The sequence below is a fragment of the uncultured Phascolarctobacterium sp. genome (genome assembly GCF_902463975.1).
Classification (GTDB): Bacteria; Bacillota; Negativicutes; order Acidaminococcales; family Acidaminococcaceae; genus Phascolarctobacterium_A.
In genome coordinates this window covers 13,849-33,299 of the sequence record NZ_CABQHJ010000034.1, presented here as the reverse complement: position 1 = coordinate 33,299, position 19,451 = coordinate 13,849, and the positions used below count along the sequence as shown (strand labels likewise).

Genomic DNA, 19,451 nt, shown 5'->3' with positions numbered 1-19,451 from the left:
ATATACAAGCAAATATACTAAATAACTAATCATATGGCACAGGGGCTGTCGTACACAAAGTACGGCAGCCTCTTTTTATAGGAAAGGAAAATGCCCCGCCTACCCTAAAAAAGTAAGCGGAACATTTTATTAAACTTAAACACAAAAACCGCCGTCAGAACCTACAATCCAACACCTTCCGACGACGGTTTATTTTATATCTCGAAAATCACTCTAAGTACAATTTTTTCAGCGCCAATTTATCCACCTTACCGCTTTCATTATGTGGCAGCTGCTCCATAAAGACAAACTGCTTGGGCAGCTCGTAATCCTCTAAGGTTTGCCGCAGCAGCTTAACCAGCTGCTGCTTGCCGTATTCGCACGCCGCCCCCACAAAAGCAATAAGCACATCGGCATCGTCCACATGACGGCAGATGACTGCAGCCTCTTCAATGCCCTCCAGCTCAGTCAAAGCAGTGCACACCTTGACGGCAGAAACCTTGCGTCCGTTGACGCTCACAATATCATCCGTGCGCCCCAAAAAGTGCAGGCGTCCTTCCGCATCCAGATGTCCCCTGTCCTTCAGGGAAAACGGCAACGTGATATCTTCTACATGATAAGGCGTATCAATGAAAATTTCTTCATTACAAACGCTCACCTGCACGCCCTTAAACGGACGGCCGATAAGTGTGCGGTCATCCGTCATTTCTGCAGCCTTGATGTAGGTAATGTAATTCAGCTCGCTGGCACCGTAGTACAGCGTGATATCCGCATTGGGGAATACCTGCAGCAGCTTGTCCGCCTCCTGCCTGCCCATGCTCTGCGAGCCGCTGATGATACTGCGCACACGCAAATCAGGCTCACGCAAAAATTTAGGCAGCAGTAAAAGCTTGGACGGAATCAGATAGATTGCGTTCACCGCATAGCGCTGCATCAGCTGCAGCCAATGGCGCGGACGGAAGCGCTCCGTCACCACCAGTGTACCGCCTGCAGCCAGCACGCCCATATAAATATTAAGGTTGCCGGTAAAGGCCAGGCTTCCCTGACAGAAAATTACCGTCTCGTTATCAACGCCGAAAACATGGTTCTGCTCCGGGAAAAAATCCGCCCAGCTATGATAGCTGCGCCACAACAGCTTGCTTTTGCCGGTGCTGCCGCTGGTCATAACGCCCATGCAGGCCGCTTCGGGAATAGCCTCGCAGCTGAACTGCTGATTTTTGCTCACCTCGGTAGCGATAACCGGCACGGTTTTTGTACCGCTATAGGCCAAAAAGCTGATTAACTGACGGGCAATGCTGTTTTCATGGATAAAAAACGCTGGAGCGCTAAAATCCGCTTTACTGCGCAGCCTGCGCGCCTCCTGCGCCAGTCTGGCGTAGGTATATTCTTCTGCGTCCTCTATAAGAGCGAGCTTGTCCTGTTTTTGTTGTGCAATTAAGGTTAAGTAATCCATTTGCTTCACTCCACTCTTTCCAGCAGCAGCGCCGTACCTACGCCGCCTGCGGCAGCTACGCTAGCGGCGCCGTAGCGTCCGCCCTTCTGGCGCAGTGCTTCCAGCAGGTGCAGCGTAATTATGCCGCCGCTGGCACCATAAGGATGACCGTAGGCCAGCGCCCCGCCGAACACATTGTATTCATCAGTGCTATGCGGAAAGCTGCGGGCAAACAGCACATCAATAACAGCAAAGGCTTCATTCAGCTCAAAGTCTGCGATATCCTGCTCCTGCAGTCCATGCTTGGCCAACAGCTTTTGCAGCGCGGTAATTGCAGTACGCGGACTTACCAGGGGATCGCCGCCGCAGGCTGTGCTGCCCAGCACCCTGGCCTGCGGCTTTAAGCCGTGCTCCTGCAGATATTTTTGCGAGCACAGCACCACAAAGGCCGCGCCATCGTTAATCAGGCAGGAATTGGCCGCCGTAATAAATTCGCCGCCCTCCAGCACCTTGGGCATTCTGTCGAGCAGACGCTGGCTCATGCGAGGCCGGATGCCTTCATCCTTAACGGCACCGCAGACCGGCGCGATAATATTCTGCAGCAGCCCCTGCTCGCGCGCCTGCGTCGCGAGCGCATGGCTGCGCAATACCCAGCTGTCCATTTCTTCCTTGGTAATGCCTTCGCGCTTGGCAGCAAGCTCTGCGCCCTCCAGCATTACCGTTTCGCGGTGAATGCCCGGCATAAACTTGGCCACGCTGTACCAAGTATCGCCTGCATAATCCGGATGATTGGGATTATAGCCGCGTCTTGGCTGCGTAGAGCTGCTTTCAAAGCCACCGGCAACAATTACATCAGCTTCGCCGCTGTTAATCTTGGCCGCAGCAATAGCAATACTTTCCAGGCCGCTGCCGCATTGCACATCTACCGTAAAGGCCGGCACCGAAATATCTACGCCTGCCGTCAATGCCATCAGGCGCGCAATATTGCCGCCGGCGCCTACGCCGTTGCCGGCAATAATATAATCAGGCTCACGCAGCTGATATTTTTCCATCACCTGCTTGAAAACCTCCGCACCCAGCACCTCCGCCGGGATATGACGATATATACCGTTGACTACGCCTACGTAGCTGCGCAGGCCTCCTAAAATATATGCATTTTCCATCTTAACACCTCTATATCCGAAAAGAGCTGCCTGCCACCTGCCTTGCGGCAAATAGCTGACAGCTCCTTAAATTATACCTTATTTATCTGTTGTTGGCAAAAATACGGTTAATCGGTCCTGCAATTACGGCAGCAGCCAGACATTTAACAATATCCAGCGGAATGAAGGGCAGAGCGCCGGTCATAATTGCCTTATCCCAACCCATACCGGTAATCAGCTTCAGCTGGACAACGCCGAACACATAAATCAGCGGAATACCGATAACGCAGCCAAGCAAAGCATAACGCTTGAAGTTATATTTTTCGCCTCTGAAATATGCCAGGAAAACAGCAGTAAACAAAAAGCCGATGATGTAACCGCCGGTAGGACCAAACAGCTTGCCCGGTCCCGCACTGCCGCCGGTAAATACAGGCACGCCTGCCAGACCTACCAGCAGATAAACCAGCATGGTCATAAAGGCCTGCTTAGCGTTCAGCACATAGCCTGTAAGATTTACGATCATAGTCTGCAATGCAAGCGGAGAAAGAGAGAACGGCAGCGGAATAATGATATATGCGGATACGCAGTTCATTGCTACCATCAGCGCCATCTTCGTCATTTCCGCAGTCTTGTTGACGTTTGCGCCTCTATGATTCTTATTGATTTCTGTACCAGAAGTTGTCATTTTCATACACCAGCCTTACTATAATTCTTTAATCACAAAAACATTTATTGCTTCCACATAAGCAGCAAGCTGACCTTCTGTCCTGTAGATGCACAGCTCGTCGCCCGCGTAAACAGGAGCGACAAAGGTAATGCGCCAGTCCAGCTCCGTCAGCGCCAGCTCACGCTGCAGCCAGGCAGCCATGCACAGTCCCGGCACGATGGGATGCTCACCCTTATGGATGACGTTTTCGTCACCGGTATAGGCAACATAATCTGCTATTTCCTGTGTTGTGAAGGTGTGCTTTGTCAGCAAATCGCCCTTAATCGCCTCGGGCTCCAGCGGCTTCGTGCCTAATTTATGCTTAGGCAGTACCAAAAATACCCGCAGCTCCTTAGCCAAACTGCCGTCTGCCGCAGTTCCTGCTACACGGATGATTGATTTGCGTTCCTTCGCCAGCAGCACCTGATTCGCCATAGCCTCTGCCGGCTGATGAATATGTGCTTCTGCTCCTGCCAGCACCCAGCCGCCGAAGAATTTGGCATCGCTGTCCGCCAGCTTATGTGCAAGCTCTAACATTTTTGCATTTTCCTTTCATCTGAGCAGCTTATCGTTATCTGCTTCACGTGCTTTATTATAATGCAAGTGATGTAAATAGTCAACTTATTACATATTATTGGTTTACCATTACGCTAAAAGAAATGCCGCAAAGCATTTCCCCGCTCACAGAAGGAAGTAAACCGCTCCTCCTATCAGCAACAGGCCCAGAAAATTGTAGTACAAAAAGGTACGTACATATTTTCCTGCCTGCGAGGGATGCTCTGCAGCATATAATTTGTAGGAAATCACACTCGCCATCGAAGCAATCATCGTGCCCAGACCGCCGATATTAACGCCTAAAAGCAGCGCATCCGCTTCCTTGGTCAAGCCTGCCAGCAGCATAGCCGCCGGCACATTGCTAAGAAACTGGCTGGCCAGCAGTCCTGTAAAGTATGTGCCTGCCGCACTGCCCATCAGCGACTGCTGCAAATAGCTTACCGCAGGACTGTGGCTGATGTTGCCGATAAATATAAAGAAGCCGGCAAAGGTCACCAGCAGGCTGTAATCAACCGCCAACAGCCGTCGCCTGTCGCACAGGGCAACTACGCCTGCCGTCAGCAGCAAGGCCCACAGCTTGTCGAACCAATGCAGCACAGCGCCGATGTTTAATAAAAGCAGTCCCAAAAAGAGCAGCAATATTCCCTTAGGAGGCTGCTGCAGCTTTGGCAGCTCCAGCTTCAGTACGCTGTCCTTGCCATGGAATAATAACAATAGCAGATATGCCAGCGAAATCACTCCCGGCACAGCCATTACGGCAAAAAAGCTGCCTGCGGTATAAGCATAATGCGCATACAAAAACAAATTCTGCGGATTACCCGGCGGCGTCAACATACTGCCAAGGTTGGCAGCCAGCGTCTGCAGAATAATAATCCGCTCCATATCCATTTTCAAGGTTTTGCCGATAACCAGCGCCAGCGGCACAAAGGTCAGCAAAGCCACGTCATTCGTCACGAACATTGAGCTGATATAGGTTACTGCCAGCAGCACCAGCTCCAGCTGCCGCCTGCTGCGGCATTTATTAAGCAGCTCCACCGCCAGCCAGTCCAGAAAGCGTATCTCCTTCAGCTCCGCTACCACCAGCATCAGCGAAAGCAGTATCGCCAACACGTCAAAATCTATATAGGCAAGCTGCGGCCTGCTGTAAAGGCTGCTGACAGCAGCCAGCATAACGGCAATACACAAAACAGGCTCACGCCGCCAGTAATTCTTTATTTTTTGCATCAACAAAAAGTCACTCCCAGTTAGCCTGCGCCGCGCACAGTGCCAGCGCCGATACGCGCGCCGCCCCTGCGTCCAGCAGCACCTGTGCCGCTTCCGCAAAGGTGCTGCCCGTAGTATAGATATCGTCGCAGAGCAGTACATGCTTGCCGCGCACCTTGGCATGCGGCAGCAGGGCAAAGCAGCCTGCCAGCTCCTGCTTTCTTTCTTCAGGCTTCAGCTCGTACAAGGGCTGAGTATGGCGCACCCGCTCCAGCAAAACCTCCATGCCCACGCTGCGTCCCTCCAAGAGTCCCGCAAACAGCTCCTGAGGCACATCGAAGCCACGCTGCCTGCGTCGCTCGGGCGCAGTCGGTACGCAGGTAATAAGGTCAAACTGCTGCAGCCAGCGCATTTTGGCCGCGGGCAACGCAAGCTCCGCTTCCTCACGCAGCAACGGCAGCCAGCCTGCCTCACCCTCAAATTTAATTTTATGCAGCGCATCCTTAAACACGCCCTCATATTTATAAAGCAGCAGCACACTGTATAAAACGTCCGTCGGCAACGGTGCTGCCTGTCCCGCAAGATATTCCTCACGCGGACAGCAGGGCAGCTGACGCTGCAGCAGATATTCCCTGCGGCACTGCTCACAAACGTAGCCGTTATCAATATTAGTCGCACACACAGCGCAGCGTCTGGGAAAGATAAGCTCCTTCGCCACACGCCCGTAATAAGCAAAATCTCTTAACCAACGCTGCATCAGAACACCTCGCTGCTTTCCTGCAGGCGCTCAGCCAGCAAGCTGTAACGCCTTTTCGTCTTGTCGTTTTCCACAGCGGTACGCACCGCGTTTTTGCTGCCGACAATCAGCACCTTTTCCTTAGCTCTAGTCACAGCCGTATACAGCAGATTGCGCTGCAGCATGATGTAATGACTCTGCACCATGAGCAAAATAACATAGGGATATTCGCTGCCCTGCGACTTATGCACACTCATAGCGTAGGCCAGCTGCAGCTCCTCCACCTCACCCTGAGCGTAGGTAACGTAATCACCCTCAGGACGCTCCGGGAAGGCTACCGTAACATTTTTTCCGTCTATTTTAATTACACGGCCGATGTCGCCGTTGAAAACATCCTTTTCATAGTTATTGCGAATCTGCATAACCTTGTCGCCAATACGTAGCACGTTGCCCGGTATCGTAACCTCAGGCTTAGCCGCAGACGGCGGATTAAGATATTTCTGCAGCAGCTTATTCAGATTCTGCACGCCGCAGGGATTTTTGTGCATCGGCGTCAGCACCTGCACACTGCGCCAGTCACCGCCGGACGTAAGCTCGGCGTAGGTACGCGCTACAAATTCCGCAGCATCCTGCTCATTGGCAAATTCCTCCAAGGCAAACTCGCTGTCGGCACCGGCAAGAAACTCCGGCATCTGCCCACGGTTAATCTTATGGGCATTACGGACAATCGGACTTACCTCTGCCTGACGGAAAACATTTTCCAGACGTACAACAGGCATTCTGCCCGAACGGATCATATCCTTAAGCACCGAGCCTGCACCAACGGAAGGCAGCTGGTCCACGTCACCAACGAAAATCAGCCGGCAGCCGCCGGGAACCGCCTTAAGCAGATGATACGTCAGAGTAATGTCGAGCATCGAAGCCTCATCGATAATAATCGCTTCCGCATCCAGCGGATCGCTGTCATCCTTGCCGAAGCACAGGCCGTCACCCGTAGGCTGATATTCCAGCAGACGGTGTACCGTTACTGCCGGATGACCGGCAGAATCAGCCAGCCTGCGTGCGGCGCGACCGGTAGGCGCGGCCAGCAGAATGCGGCAGCCAGCCTGCTCCAGAACGTTCAGAATGCCTTTGACAACAGTTGTTTTACCTGTACCGGGACCGCCGGTGAGCACAAAGACACCATGCTCCAGCGAAGCATAAATTGCCTGACGCTGCGCCTCCGCCAGCGTAATACCGGCATCACGCTCCCATTTGGCAATGACCTCATCCGCATTTACGCGCGTCACCGGCTTCGCCTGGTCGCGCAGCTTCAGCAGACGGCGTGCTGTCTGCACCTCCGCCGTATAAAGATATTCCGGATATATCAGGCGTATACCGCCCATTTCCTCCGTGCGCAGCAAATCCTGCTCCAGCAGGCTGCTGAAAACATCCTGCACCATGGAAGTGTCTACCGCCAATGCTCTCGCCGTTTCACGCACCAGCAGCTCCTCCGGCACGCAGGTGTGTCCCACGCCTGCGGCCTGCGTCAGCGCATAAGCAATGCCTGCGCGCAAGCGTGCCTCGCAGTCATGCTCCATGCCCATAGCCATAGCAATTCTGTCCGCAGTTTTAAACCCGATGCCGGTAATATCCTCCGCCAGGCTATAGGGATTTTCCTTAATGCGGGTAATCGCCGTAGCGCCGTAGGTTGCCTGCAGGCGTGCTGCATAACCGCTGCTCACGCCGTGCGCTTCCAAAAACACCATCAGCTCACGCAAACCGGAAAGCTGGCTGTAGGATTCACCGATAGCGGCAGCCTTTTTGGCGCTGATGCCGCGCACCTGTGCCAGGCGCTCGGGATAGCTGCCCATGATTTCCAGCGTATCCGTTCCGAAGGCCTCCACAATTCTTGCCGCCGTCACCGGGCCGACGCCCTTCACCGCGCCGGAAGCCAGAAAGCGTTCAATGCCTGCTACCGAAGTCGGCTGCAAAACCTGCAGTGACTGTATATCAAATTGTCTGCCGAATCTCGCATGCTCAATCCAGCTGCCCTCCATAGCCACATTTTCGCCCATATACGGCGCATTGCCATGATAAACAGCAGTAAAGCGTCCCTGCGCCTTGCTTTCCATACGCAGCACGCTGAACATGCCGTCATCGCTTTGAAACACTATATCATCAACTATCGCTTCCAGCTTTTCCATTTTCTCACCGCCACACAAAACAAATGTTTTTACTATAGCTATTATTATAACATAGTTTTCTCAATTAGGATAGCAATTTGACTTTACAAGTATTATAATTTTCGCTATAATTGAATGAGATATACACTATATATTGTTTCCGGCAAATCAGCGCCCTGCGCCAGAACCGGCTTTGTATTATTGTAATTATAAACATGAGGAGTTTTACACATGCAACCCAAAAAATTTACAGGAAAATTAATAGCCATAGATATGTATAACTGCGGCGTAAACGAAGTTAACGACACCGAAAAGGCAAAGATTCTGTTGCAGGAAGGCTGTGATGAATACCAGATGAACAGCCGCGAGCTGCTTGTTTGTCAGGAGGAAGGCCAGAGCGAATATTCCATCTCCGCACTCTGCAAACAAGGTCATGTAACTCTGCATGTATATCCTAAGCTCGGTTTTATTGCGGCAGATATTTTCAGCTGCTATGATGATGCCGACCCTGCGGGAATGGCACGCTATCTGCGCAGCGCCTTTGACTGCGACAAAGCCAAGATTACCCTGCTGGACCGCGGCGATTTCGGCAGCAAATACGATATGAAGCCCAACCACCGCTCCAATATCAAATTCATCCGTCGCACTCAGAACGTTACCAAAAACGTCGGCGCTCAACTGAAAAAAATGATGCTCAAGCCCCGTGGCATCTAAACGGGACTATAAGATAAACTTTTCCAGGGGTTGTATGAACAGCCCCTGTTTTTTCTTAAACCAAAGGAGATTTTTCACATGAAGTATTTAATGTGGGATGTAGACGGCACCCTCATTCTGTCCGGCGGTGCCGGCAAGGATGCCATGATTAAGGTTATCAAGGATTATTATTTTTTGGATGCCTTCGATTTCAACAAGTCCCTGGCAGGACGCACTGACTCGGATATCATCAAAAGCGTTGTTACCCGTCTGCGCGGACGCTGCAACAGTGCGGAAGCAGCAGGCCTGCTTATCCGCTACCATATGGAGTTGCCCAAACAGCTACCGCTGCACAAGGGCCGTGTTTTGAAAAACGTGGAGAAAACGCTGCAATACTTCTGCCAGCCAGACAGCCGTTACTGCAACTGCCTGCTCACCGGCAACACCAGCACCGGCGCCCATCTCAAGCTGCAGCATTTCGGTCTGGACCAATATTTTAACCACGAACACAGCGTCTTCGGCGAAATCAGCGAAAACCGCGAAATGCTGGCCAAGGTCGCTTTCCACCGCCTGTATATGCAAAACGAAGAGGCCAAGCCCAACGAGCTGATTTTCATCGGCGATACACCTAACGACGTGCGCTGTGCCAACGCCATCGGCGCTCCCTGTCTGATTATTTTGGAAGGCTCCGGCTATAAGCCTGAGGATTTTGCCGAGGTTAAGCCTTGGAAGATAATCGACTGTCTGCCGGATGATCCCAAGCAGCTGGAGCTTTTGCTGGACGAAGCAGAAAACTATGCAGGAGGGCAAAATGCGTAAGAATATTTTCCAGACTGTGCTTATGCTTCTGGCTCTCGGCTTAAGCAGCACAGCCCTTGCTTACAGCAACAGTGATTTAAATGCAGTACTGAACGGAGCAAGCTGCCCCGGCGGTGACCTTTCCGGTGCCGATTTATCCGGAATGGATTTATCCGGACGCGATTTTACCAACACCGATTTTACGGAAGCACGTCTTGATTCTACCAAGCTGGACAAGGCCAAGCTGCAGGATGCCTGCTTCCAGAGCGCACTGTTGCCCAACGCCAGTCTGCGCGGTGCTGATCTGGCATATGCCAACTTCCGCTATGCCAATGCCTCCGGCAGCGATTTTACCAACGCCAGCCTGCAGGGAGCATATCTCAACCGCTGCCAGCTGCGTGGCGCACATCTGTTGAACGCTAATCTGCAGCAGGTCAAAGCGCAGGAGGCTTCCATGGACGGCGTACAGGCCGACTATGCCGACTTCAGCTTTGCCAACCTGCCCTACAGCTGGCTGCGCCGCGCCAGCCTGAAAAACGCAATTTTTCATGGCGCTAACCTGTACAGTGCCCATCTGGAGCGCAGCGACCTGACGGAAGCAGACCTGCGCAGCAGCAAGCTGGGCCACAGCAATTTGAACAACAGCAAGCTGGACAAGGCGCTGCTGGACAAAGCATTTTTGGAATACGCTGACCTGCGCGGTGCGGAAATGAACTATACTCAGTTCGGCACAGCATTTATGGATAATGCAAAATTGGATAAATAAATATAACCCACTCAGCAAAAAAGCTCCGGCAACCGCCGGAGCTTTTTTTGCGCAACTAATCAGGAATAATCCTGTTTATTAATCGTCAGTCCTGAGGATAAAACCCAGAAGGAGCATAACTGAGATTAATCATAATATTTTTCACTTGAGTATAGTGCTTCAAAATCATCTTGTGAGTTTCACGGCCGATGCCGGAGGTTTTGTAGCCGCCGAAGGGAGAATGCTCAGGAATCTGGTTATAGGTGTTCACCCACATACGGCCGGTTTCCACATTGCGTGCTACACGGATAGCCTTGTTAATATCCTTAGTCCAGACAGCGCCGCCGAGGCCGTATTCGCTGTCATTAGCCATAGCCACAACCTCATCCTCATCGTGGAATTTGATAACTACGGCAACAGGTCCGAAGATTTCCTCCTGCGCCACACGCATATCGTTGGTTACATCGGTAATCAGCGTCGGCTTCATGAAGGCACCCTTGGCCAGCTCGCCCTCGGTAAAGCGTTCACCGCCGCAGGCAATAGTAGCGCCCTCCTGCTTAGCAATTTCAACATAGCTCAAGATTTTCCTGATCTGGGTTTCGTTGATTTGAGAACCCATCTGAGTATCATCATTCCACGGCAGGCCCACCTTAACCTTATTGAAGGCTTTTACTAAAGCCGGTACGAATTTATCGTAAATGGTATCCTGCACGAAGATACGACTGCCTGCACAGCAAACCTGACCTTGATTAAAGAGAATGCCCAGTTGAGCACCGTCAATCGCCTGATCAAAATCGCAGTCATCGAAATAAATGTTGGCACTCTTGCCGCCCAGCTCCAATGTTGCCGGGATAATGCGTTCTGCCGCAGCCAAGCCTACGTTGCGGCCAACCTCGGTGCTGCCGGTGAAGGCCAGCTTGGCAAAGCCCTTATGCTCCAGCATATATTGACCGGTTTTGCTGCCGGCGCCAGTAATAACATTGAATACGCCTGCAGGCAGTACGCCGTCAATCAGACGGGCAAATTCCAGAATGGAAAGACTTGCTTCCTTAGAGGGCTTCAGCACAGTGCAATCGCCTGCTGCCAGCACCGGCGCCAGCTTCCACGCTGCCATCAGGAACGGGAAGTTCCAGGGGATAATCTGACCGACTACGCCGATAGGCTCACGCAGGATGATAGACAGGAACTGCTCGTTAAGTACGGATGCCTGACCTTCCTCTGCTAAAATGCAACCGGCAAAATAACGGAAATGGTCTGCCGCCATCGGAATATCCACGTTCATGGTTTCACGAATCGGCTTGCCGTTATCCATGCTTTCTACCATTGCCAGATGCTCTTTGTTAGCATAAATAATATCAGCAATTTTATTCAGCAGAGCGGCACGCTGTGCCGGAGTAGTCTTTTTCCAGGTTTTGAAGGCTTCCCAGGCTGCTGCGGAGGCTGCTTCTACATCCTCGCGAGTGCCTTGGGCGCAAACCGCCAGATGGCTGCCGTCTGCGGGACTTTCTGCATTATAGGTTGCGCCGTCGGATGCGTCGCGCCACTGTCCGTTAATATATAAACCATATTGTGCTTGTAATTTTACTTTTTCCATAATAATGATAATCCTCCTCATTTGGCTCTTGCCCTTCACGCCGTTGTGACGGGACTTGTTTTTGTGATGTCACTATTGTATAATCAAAATGGTTCTATTAAAAGAATCAAAAAACAAAAACATTTTAGAACCAAGGAGAACCAGCATCTATGTTAACATATGACTTAGATAAACGCGGCAGCACACCGCTCTATGATTACTTATACCAATGCATCCGTCAGGACATCATCAGCGGCAAGCTGCAGGCAGGAGAACGCCTGCCCTCCAAGCGCACGCTGGCACAGCACCTGAGCGTAGGCATCATCACCGTGGCCAACGCTTACGCCCAGCTGGCGGTAGAAGGCTACATCACCTCGCGCGAAAAGAAGGGCTACTTCGTAGAAGACGTCAGCAGCTACCGCGTGCGCCGCAAGGCTGCCGCAGCAATGCAGCCGGAGGCAGCGGAGCGCGAATACTTTGCCGACTTCAAGGCCAACCGCATCAGCCTGCAAAACTTTCCGTTGGCGACCTGGACACGCCTGATGCGAGAAACGCTTTCCGTACACAACGAAGAGCTGCTCAAAACTGTTCCCTACAAAGGCGTTTACGAGCTGCGCAAGGCTATTGCCGCCTACTTGGCACACAACCGCGCTATGGAGGTCGACCCATCGCAGATAATCATCGGCGCCGGCACAGAATATCTTTACGGCCGTCTGCTGCAGATGTTCGGGCACGCCTGCACCTTCGCCATCGAAGAACCAGGTTATAAAAAATTCGCCTCCATCTCCGCCAGCTTCGGTAATCCCTGGAAGTACATCCCCATTGATGACAACGGTCTGATGATTGACAAGCTGGAGGAAAGCGGTGCCGACGTAGTGCATCTTTCCCCCGCCAACCACTTCCCCACCGGCATTGTTATGCCCGTAACGCGCAGGCTGGAGCTGTTTGAATGGGTAAACCGCATCCGCAAGCGCTATATCATTGAAGATGATTACGACAGCGAATTCCGTTACACCGGTCGCTTTATCCTGCCGCTGTACGCGCAGGATACACAAAGCCGTGTCATCTATATGAACACCTTCTCCAAAAGCCTTGTGCCCTCGCTGCGCATCAGCTACATGGTGCTGCCGCCGCGTCTTTTGGAGCGCTACGAACAGACCATGAGCTTTTACAGCTGCACCGTATCCAGCTTCGAGCAGTATACGTTGGCACGCTTTATTTCCGAAGGCTATTTTGAACGCCACATCAACAAAATGAAAAACTACTACCGCGAGCAGCGCCACAAAATTTTGGCAGCCATCCACGCTTCGCCGCTGGCCGCCGTTTCGCAAATTACCGAACGCAACGCCGGTACGCATTTTGTACTGCATATCAACACCAAACTGACGGAAGCAGAAGTGCGCAAGGCAGCACTGGCAGCAGATATGTGCCTTTCCTTCTATTCCGATTACAGCCATAACACCGAAGAAAATAACGGCTGCACGCTTGTTATCAATTACGCTGCCATCGAGGCAAATAAAATTGCCGCGGTAATAGAAAGATTAAGCAGCCTGTTCCCCGAATGCAACCAGATAAGCTGAATAATTACAGACCAGATTTAAGCGCACACTAAAAAAGCATGCACCGCTTTACTTTGTATCTCAACCGGACATCCAGTATTATTGGTACACAGCAAGCAATGCATGCTTTTTGCTTTAATTTTTACAGCTCGATTTTCTGTACGTTGGCAATAGCCTCTTTAGCTTCCGCAATGATACGCTCCATAACATCCTTGCAGGGCAGAATATCATTCAGCACGTTTAGGCTCTGACCGCACATAACGGTACCGTTGGTAACATCACCTTCCACAAGACCTCTGCGGTTGGTGCCTGTACCCATCGCCATCAGCTCCTCTTTGGGAGCACCGGCAATTTCACGCGCGGTATAAGCATCGGTAAAGGCATTGGAAAGGCAGCGTACACCAAGATTACGGCTGTAGCCGGTTGCTACGCTGTCAGTATCGGTTGCCTTAACAATAGCCTCCTTAGCAGCAGGATTAGCCGGGCATTCCTCAGTCAGCAGGAAACGGCTGCCCATCTGCACACCTGCAGCGCCCATCAGCAAAGCTGCAGCCAGCGCACGACCGTCGCTGATACCGCCTGCAACAAGCACCGGAACAGATTTAATCTGCGGCAGTACGTTTTCCATCAGCGCCATAGTAGTCTGCTTGCCGATGTGACCACCGGCCTCCATACCTTCAATAACCATAGCGTCAGCGCCTGCAGCTTCAATGCGCTTTGCCAGCTTAACATTAGGCACTACAGGAATAACCTTGATGCCTGCAGCATGAAAAGCAGGAAGATGCGGTACCGGGTTGCCTGCACCCAAGGTAACAAAGGCTACCTTTTCCTCGCACAGCATAGCAATGATTTCCGCAATGTTAGGAGCCATCAGCATAACGTTAACGCCGAAGGGCTTGTCGGTCAGAGATTTTGCCTTGCGCACCTCGTCACGTGTCCATTCCACAGTGCGGCCGCCGCTGCCGATGATACCGGCACCACCGGCGTTGGAAACTGCTGCAGCCAGCACAGCGTCACTCGTCCACGCCATACCACCCTGGATAACAGGATATTTTATACCTAAGAGCTCAGTTAATTTAGTTTTCATGATAATCACCTCGCAACAATTTTACACGCCTATTATATACTATTCTCCACGCAGTAATCGTGAATTATTTTTAAACTTTACCAAGTTTGTAAAGAATGTAACTAAGATGCAGTTTTAAGGTGCAAACTTACACTTAATTGTAGTTTTTTGTCCATAAAATTTGACATCAAGCTATAAAAATTGTAAAATTTTATGAGTACCCTGAAAGACTTCAGGACTGTTGTTTTTTATTTTAAACTACATAGGTTGCTCAGAAAGTACCGGAGACGAAGAAGGTCGTCGATGGCGTACTCCTTGTACGTCGAGGCGGCCTGATGATGTATACGGTGCTTTATCAGCAGCTTGCTACGTTCATTCCACGCAGGCTGCTCAGAAAGTGCCGGAGACGAAGAAGGTCGTCGATGGCGTACTCCTTGTACGTCGAGGCGGCCTGATGATGTATACGGTGCTTTATCAGCAGCCCGTACGGTAGTACTATTTACTTAAGGGAAAGAGGTCAAAGAAACATGCGCAGTACACAAGTAAAAAAAGGTTCAACCCGCGCAGCCCATCGCTCTCTGTTCTATGCAATGGGTTATACTGAAGAAGAATTAAAGAAACCGTTAATCGGCATCTGCTGTGCCGCTAACGAAATCATTCCGGGACATATGCATCTGGATACCATCGCCAAAGCAGCCAAATACGGCGTGCTGGAAGCTGGCGGTACTCCGATTGAGTTCCCGGCTATCGGCATCTGCGATGGCATCGCCATGGGCCATGACGGTATGAAATATCCGCTGGCAAGCCGTGAGCTGGTTGCGGACAGCATCGAAGCTGTTGCTAACGGCCATGCGTTTGATGGCTTAATCCTGATTCCGAACTGTGATAAAATCGTTCCCGGTATGCTGATGGCAGCAGCTCGTCTAAACATCCCGACCGTTGTTGTCAGCGGCGGTCCGATGCTGCCCGGCCGTTATCAGGGCAGAGATATCAGCGTATCTACTGTATTTGAAGCTGCCGGCCGTTTTGAGTCCGGTCAGATTGATAAAGCAGAGCTCAGAGAAATCGAGCATTGTGCCTGCCCCGGCTGCGGCAGCTGCTCCGGTCTGTTCACTGCAAATACCATGAACTGCCTGACCGAGGTTCTTGGCATGGGCCTGCCCGGCAACGGCACTATCCCCGCTGCTTACAACGGCAAGCGTATTGCTTTGGCTAAGCACGCAGGCATGGCTGTTATGCGTCTGCTGGAGGAAAACGTTCTGCCTCGCGACATTATGACGCTCAATGCCTTCAAAAATGCTATTACTGTTGATATGGCCATCGGCGGCAGCTCCAACACCGCACTGCATCTGCCGGCTATAGCTCACGAAGCAGGCATCGACCTGCCGCTGGAGCTGTTCGATAAAATCTCCAAGAAAACTCCGTACCTCACTAAGATGAGCCCGGGCGGCAGCCACCACATCGTTGATTTGAACGAAGCCGGCGGCATTCCTGCCGTAATGCACGAGCTTGACCGTCTGAAGCTGATCAAAAAATCCTGCCAGACTGTCAGCGGCAAAACTGTCGGCCAGATTATCAAAAATGCGGAAATCCTGCGTCCTGAGGTTATTCACAGCGTAGAAAATCCGTACAACAAAACCGGCGGTATCGCTGTTCTGAAAGGCAATATCGCTCCGGAATGCAGCGTTGTCAAGGAAAGTGCGGTTGATCCTTCCATGAAGGTCTTCAGCGGTCCAGCTAAGGTTTATAATTCCGAGGACGAAGCTATTGCTGCAATTTGCGCACAAAAGGTTGTTTCCGGTGACGTTGTAGTTATCCGCTACGAAGGCCCGAAGGGCGGCCCTGGCATGCGCGAGATGCTGAATCCGACCTCTGTACTGGCAGGCATGGGCCACGACAAAGACGTTGCTCTGCTTACCGACGGACGTTTCAGCGGTGCTACCCGCGGTGCCTGCATCGGTCACATTTCTCCGGAAGCACGCGAGGGCGGTAATATCGCATTGATTGAAAACGGCGATATCATTGAAATTGATATTCCTAACCGTACCCTGAATGTTAAGCTGAGCGACGAAGAGCTGGCTGAACGCCGTAAGAACTGGGTTTGCCCGCCGCCGAAGGTTAAGAGCGGTTACCTGGCACGCTATGCTGCTTTGGTTACCTCTGCTGCTACCGGCGCTGTGCTGAAGGTTCCCGGTCAGGACTAAAAGAATTATATAAGCTGAAAAAGCAACTCCCCATCTTTCTTACCGCAAGGTAAGACGGATGGGGAGTTTTTGTATAAGAAAAAAGTCTAAGATAAAACAACCTCACAAATTATAGCATTGCTAGAGTTTAAGAATTTTTTTACACTAAAAAACAGTGGAAATTTACCTGATGGTAACCCTCCACTGTTTTTTCTGTTAAAGGCTGAGTTTTGTCCCAGCCTCTCAACAATTGATTATTAAGACTCAATTTTGCTCCAGCAGATAGATATCGCTGATTTCCTTTACTGTACGCACATTATTCGGCAACGGACCTGCCTTCTGCACGCGACGGTATTCCAAACCGCGCACCAGCAGATATTTTTTGCTGCCGTCACGCAAAGCATCTGTCAAAGCACCTGTCTGCGGAATCATTTCGATACCTGGCTTGCCTGCATAATACATAAAGCCCGGACGCAGGAACTTATCAACATAAACAGGCGTCTGCTGCTCACATTGCTCCTTATATACACTGCTCATAGTTTTTACACTGAAGCGGTCGGCAATCACAGGCAGAACAAAGGCAAAGGCCACGCACATCGTCACCGCGCCAATCATCACATGCAGCCAGGAGGCCAGCTCGATATCGCGATAATACAGCAGCGCAAAGACTGCCGCTGCACCCAAAAGCAGTGTCAGAACACCCAACATCACCAGACTAAAATCAGCCTCCGGCAGATACCGCGCACCGACAATCCAGCCCACGCCGAACAGGACAAACATAATACCGCTGCCTGCCGCCCAACCGTAAAAGGTTGTGTTATGACGCAGTCTGCTTTGCATTCGCGCTATATTCCAGCCGATTATTACCGCCATAGCAGGGAACAACGGCAGAATATAGGATACGAGCTTCGTTTTACAGATAGTAAAGAACAGCAGCACGAAAATCCACCAAACGTGGAAGAACAAAAGCTTACGCATATCATCTATACGGCTTTCGCTGACAGATGCCTTCACAGCCTGCCACAGCATACCGGTCCAGGGGAACAAGCCTAAGATTATTACAGGAAAATAATACCAGAAGGTAACGCGGTTGGCATGCTCAGCCGTCGTAAAGCGCGTTATATTGTGAAATCCCAGGAAGGTATTGATAAATTCCATGCCATGCACAGTATACATAGCGTAATACCAGGGTGATGCGATAAGAAAATACAGCAGCAGACCACGGATAACATGCATACGCAAAATCTCACGCAGCTGGCCCATAACCACCAGATACAGAAAAATAATCGCACCCGGGAAGACGATACCGATGGGACCTTTAGTAACAGTAGCCAGCGCCATGCACACATACATCAGCCAATAACGCTTATGGATAAAGCTCAGCAGTGCACCTGTCATAAAAAAGAGCAGCGTTGTGTCTGTCACCGCCGCCTTGCCCATATAGAAAAATTCTACACAGCTTGTAAGAATCATGGCAGACCAGAAGCCTGCACGTTCATTGAACAGTCCGGTAATGCCTACATACATCATAACGGAGGTGCCGCAGGCCATCAAAGCCGCAGGAAAGCGGGCCGCAAACTCGCTGTCTCCGAAAATAAACTGAGCAACTGCAACCAGCCAATAGTACATTGGCGGCTTATCATACCAAAAATCACCAAAAATTCTCGGTGATAAAAAATCACCGGCAGCCAGCATCTCTCTTGCTGTTTCCGCATATACGGGTTCATCCGGATCCAGCAGCGGTATGCTTCCGATACCGAACATAATCATAAATAACGCAGTGCCTGCTACAATCAGCAGGCTATTTTTTTCAATCTGATTCATCAGTTTCCATCCCTCAAAATAATTTCAAAATTTATCTTATAGCTACTCATTTTTCTTGCCTTCGGTAGTTTTACTCTTGAGCGATGCCATATTCAGCACATCGCTGCCAAAGGCTCTGATGGTTACTACCGCGCCCAGCATAAAGGGCAGATATTCTGCCGTAAAGCGCCAGAGAACTGCCATAATGCCTTCAACACCGTTAGGCAGAATATTGGAAAACAGCACCAAGAAGCCTGCCTCCGCTACACCGCTGCCACCGGGAGTAGGCGAAAAATAAAGTATTAAATTCAGCAGCACCATGCGTCCCATTACCTGCTGCAAATCAAAATCAATATTCAGACCGGTGAAATACGCAGGCACAGTTGCATAAATAAAGAGCAGGCTCACGCCGGATTCAATAAACGCACGGAAAACCATTTTCGGATGCTTGCCCATAACTACAACAGCATTCTTAAACTCGTTGTACCAGATAAAGCAATTACGCTGCGTAGTAAACGAAAGCTTGCGGGTAAACCACATAATCGCCTTCTCGGGATAACGTGTCTGCAGCAAGGAAATTACGATTATCGGCAGTGATATAAACAGCACCGAAAGAATCGTCAGCACCGACGCAGGCATCCATTTTACTATATCCTCATCGCTGTGCAGCACCACCGGCACCAGCAGGATAAGAAAGATAATGGACATTACCGTGCGCACCAAAACTACTACCGTAGATTTGGCAACAGGCACCCCGGCCTTACGCATAAACATAACCTGAGCGATAGCGCCGCCGCTGGCACCCGGCGTTACCAGCGCCAGGAAGTAGTTGCTCAGAACTACATTCACTATCTGATGAAAGGTCAGCTTCTCGTCCGTCACCTCAGCCAGGGTTATTAGACGCAGGCCGTCAAAAATCAAGCCTATCGTAAGACATGACAAAGCCAGCAGAATACAGCGAGGCTCGAACATCGTCAGGTATTCCAAGGTCCGTATATCAAATGTAAAATAAATAACCGCCGCCGAAATCAGCAGGACAAAGCCAAAAAGCAGACCTAGGCGGAACAATAATTTTTTATTCATCTAGCAGACTCCAAATGAGCTTATTTTTTA

General features: G+C 50.9%; 16 protein-coding genes. 5 read left to right on the top strand and 11 right to left on the bottom strand.

Going from position 1 to position 19,451, the window contains the following annotated elements; translation table 11 throughout:
• Positions 1–208: 208 nt before the first annotated feature.
• From RDW05_RS09985 to RDW05_RS09955, 7 genes are all read right to left on the bottom strand, one after another.
• Positions 209–1,432: an AMP-binding protein gene (locus RDW05_RS09985; protein ID WP_307978921.1), complete on the bottom strand. Its 1,224-nt coding sequence runs from the start codon at positions 1,430–1,432 to the stop codon at positions 209–211.
• Positions 1,433–1,437: 5 nt separating this feature from the next.
• Positions 1,438–2,574: a thiolase family protein gene (locus RDW05_RS09980; RefSeq protein WP_307978920.1), complete on the bottom strand. Its 1,137-nt coding sequence runs from the start codon at positions 2,572–2,574 to the stop codon at positions 1,438–1,440.
• Between the two features lie 82 nt (positions 2,575–2,656).
• Entirely contained in the window at positions 2,657–3,238 is a 582-nt protein-coding gene (locus tag RDW05_RS09975; protein WP_374111032.1) for a biotin transporter BioY, read from the bottom strand.
• Positions 3,239–3,256: 18 nt separating this feature from the next.
• The gene (locus tag RDW05_RS09970) at positions 3,257–3,796 is read right to left on the bottom strand and encodes a hypothetical protein (protein WP_307978917.1); all 540 of its coding nucleotides are present in this window, start codon (positions 3,794–3,796) and stop codon (positions 3,257–3,259) included.
• Positions 3,797–3,940: 144 nt separating this feature from the next.
• A complete protein-coding gene (locus RDW05_RS09965) occupies positions 3,941–5,038 on the bottom strand; it encodes an SLC13 family permease (protein WP_307978922.1) in 1,098 nt (365 codons plus the stop codon).
• 10 nt (positions 5,039–5,048) lie between these two features.
• Positions 5,049–5,774 carry a phosphoribosyltransferase family protein gene (locus RDW05_RS09960; RefSeq protein ID WP_307978915.1) on the bottom strand — a complete coding sequence of 242 codons (726 nt, stop codon included), beginning with the start codon at positions 5,772–5,774 and terminating at the stop codon, positions 5,049–5,051.
• Positions 5,774–7,939 carry an ATP-dependent RecD-like DNA helicase gene (locus RDW05_RS09955; RefSeq protein WP_307978914.1) on the bottom strand — a complete coding sequence of 722 codons (2,166 nt, stop codon included), beginning with the start codon at positions 7,937–7,939 and terminating at the stop codon, positions 5,774–5,776. Before RDW05_RS09955 ends, RDW05_RS09960 begins: the two co-directional genes overlap by 1 nt.
• Before the next feature lie 210 nt (positions 7,940–8,149).
• On the opposite strand from RDW05_RS09955, the gene RDW05_RS09950 reads away from it, so the two are divergent.
• From RDW05_RS09950 to RDW05_RS09940, 3 genes are all read left to right on the top strand, one after another.
• Entirely contained in the window at positions 8,150–8,632 is a 483-nt protein-coding gene (locus RDW05_RS09950) for an S-adenosylmethionine decarboxylase family protein (protein ID WP_304221914.1), read from the top strand.
• 78 nt (positions 8,633–8,710) lie between these two features.
• Positions 8,711–9,430 carry an HAD family hydrolase gene (locus RDW05_RS09945; RefSeq protein ID WP_293389526.1) on the top strand — a complete coding sequence of 240 codons (720 nt, stop codon included), beginning with the start codon at positions 8,711–8,713 and terminating at the stop codon, positions 9,428–9,430.
• Positions 9,423–10,175 (top strand): pentapeptide repeat-containing protein, encoded by a 753-nt coding sequence (locus RDW05_RS09940; RefSeq protein ID WP_304259611.1) that lies wholly within the window; start codon positions 9,423–9,425, stop codon positions 10,173–10,175. The genes RDW05_RS09945 and RDW05_RS09940 overlap by 8 nt, the downstream gene beginning before the upstream one ends.
• Before the next feature lie 85 nt (positions 10,176–10,260).
• Here RDW05_RS09940 and RDW05_RS09935 read toward each other — a convergent pair whose 3' ends face one another.
• The gene (locus RDW05_RS09935) at positions 10,261–11,748 is read right to left on the bottom strand and encodes an aldehyde dehydrogenase family protein (protein ID WP_307978913.1); all 1,488 of its coding nucleotides are present in this window, start codon (positions 11,746–11,748) and stop codon (positions 10,261–10,263) included.
• A gap of 149 nt (positions 11,749–11,897) precedes the next feature.
• Here RDW05_RS09935 and RDW05_RS09930 point away from each other — a divergent pair, with 149 nt between their 5' ends.
• Positions 11,898–13,307, top strand: coding sequence for a PLP-dependent aminotransferase family protein (locus RDW05_RS09930; protein WP_307978912.1), 1,410 nt, complete (start codon positions 11,898–11,900; stop codon positions 13,305–13,307).
• Positions 13,308–13,428: 121 nt separating this feature from the next.
• On the opposite strand, the gene RDW05_RS09925 is transcribed toward RDW05_RS09930, so the two are convergent.
• Positions 13,429–14,373 carry a nitronate monooxygenase gene (locus RDW05_RS09925; protein WP_307978911.1) on the bottom strand — a complete coding sequence of 315 codons (945 nt, stop codon included), beginning with the start codon at positions 14,371–14,373 and terminating at the stop codon, positions 13,429–13,431.
• Between the two features lie 506 nt (positions 14,374–14,879).
• On the opposite strand from RDW05_RS09925, the gene ilvD reads away from it, so the two are divergent.
• Positions 14,880–16,556, top strand: a complete 1,677-nt coding sequence (ilvD, locus tag RDW05_RS09920; protein WP_210684125.1) for a dihydroxy-acid dehydratase — start codon at positions 14,880–14,882, stop codon at positions 16,554–16,556.
• Positions 16,557–16,799: 243 nt separating this feature from the next.
• Here the strand turns inward: ilvD and RDW05_RS09915 are convergent, their stop codons facing one another.
• Positions 16,800–18,359 carry a glycosyltransferase family 39 protein gene (locus RDW05_RS09915; protein WP_307978910.1) on the bottom strand — a complete coding sequence of 520 codons (1,560 nt, stop codon included), beginning with the start codon at positions 18,357–18,359 and terminating at the stop codon, positions 16,800–16,802.
• A gap of 42 nt (positions 18,360–18,401) precedes the next feature.
• On the bottom strand, positions 18,402–19,421 hold the full coding sequence (locus tag RDW05_RS09910) for a lysylphosphatidylglycerol synthase transmembrane domain-containing protein (protein ID WP_307978909.1): 1,020 nt from the start codon (positions 19,419–19,421) through the stop codon (positions 18,402–18,404).
• Between the last annotated feature and the right edge of the window lie 30 nt (positions 19,422–19,451).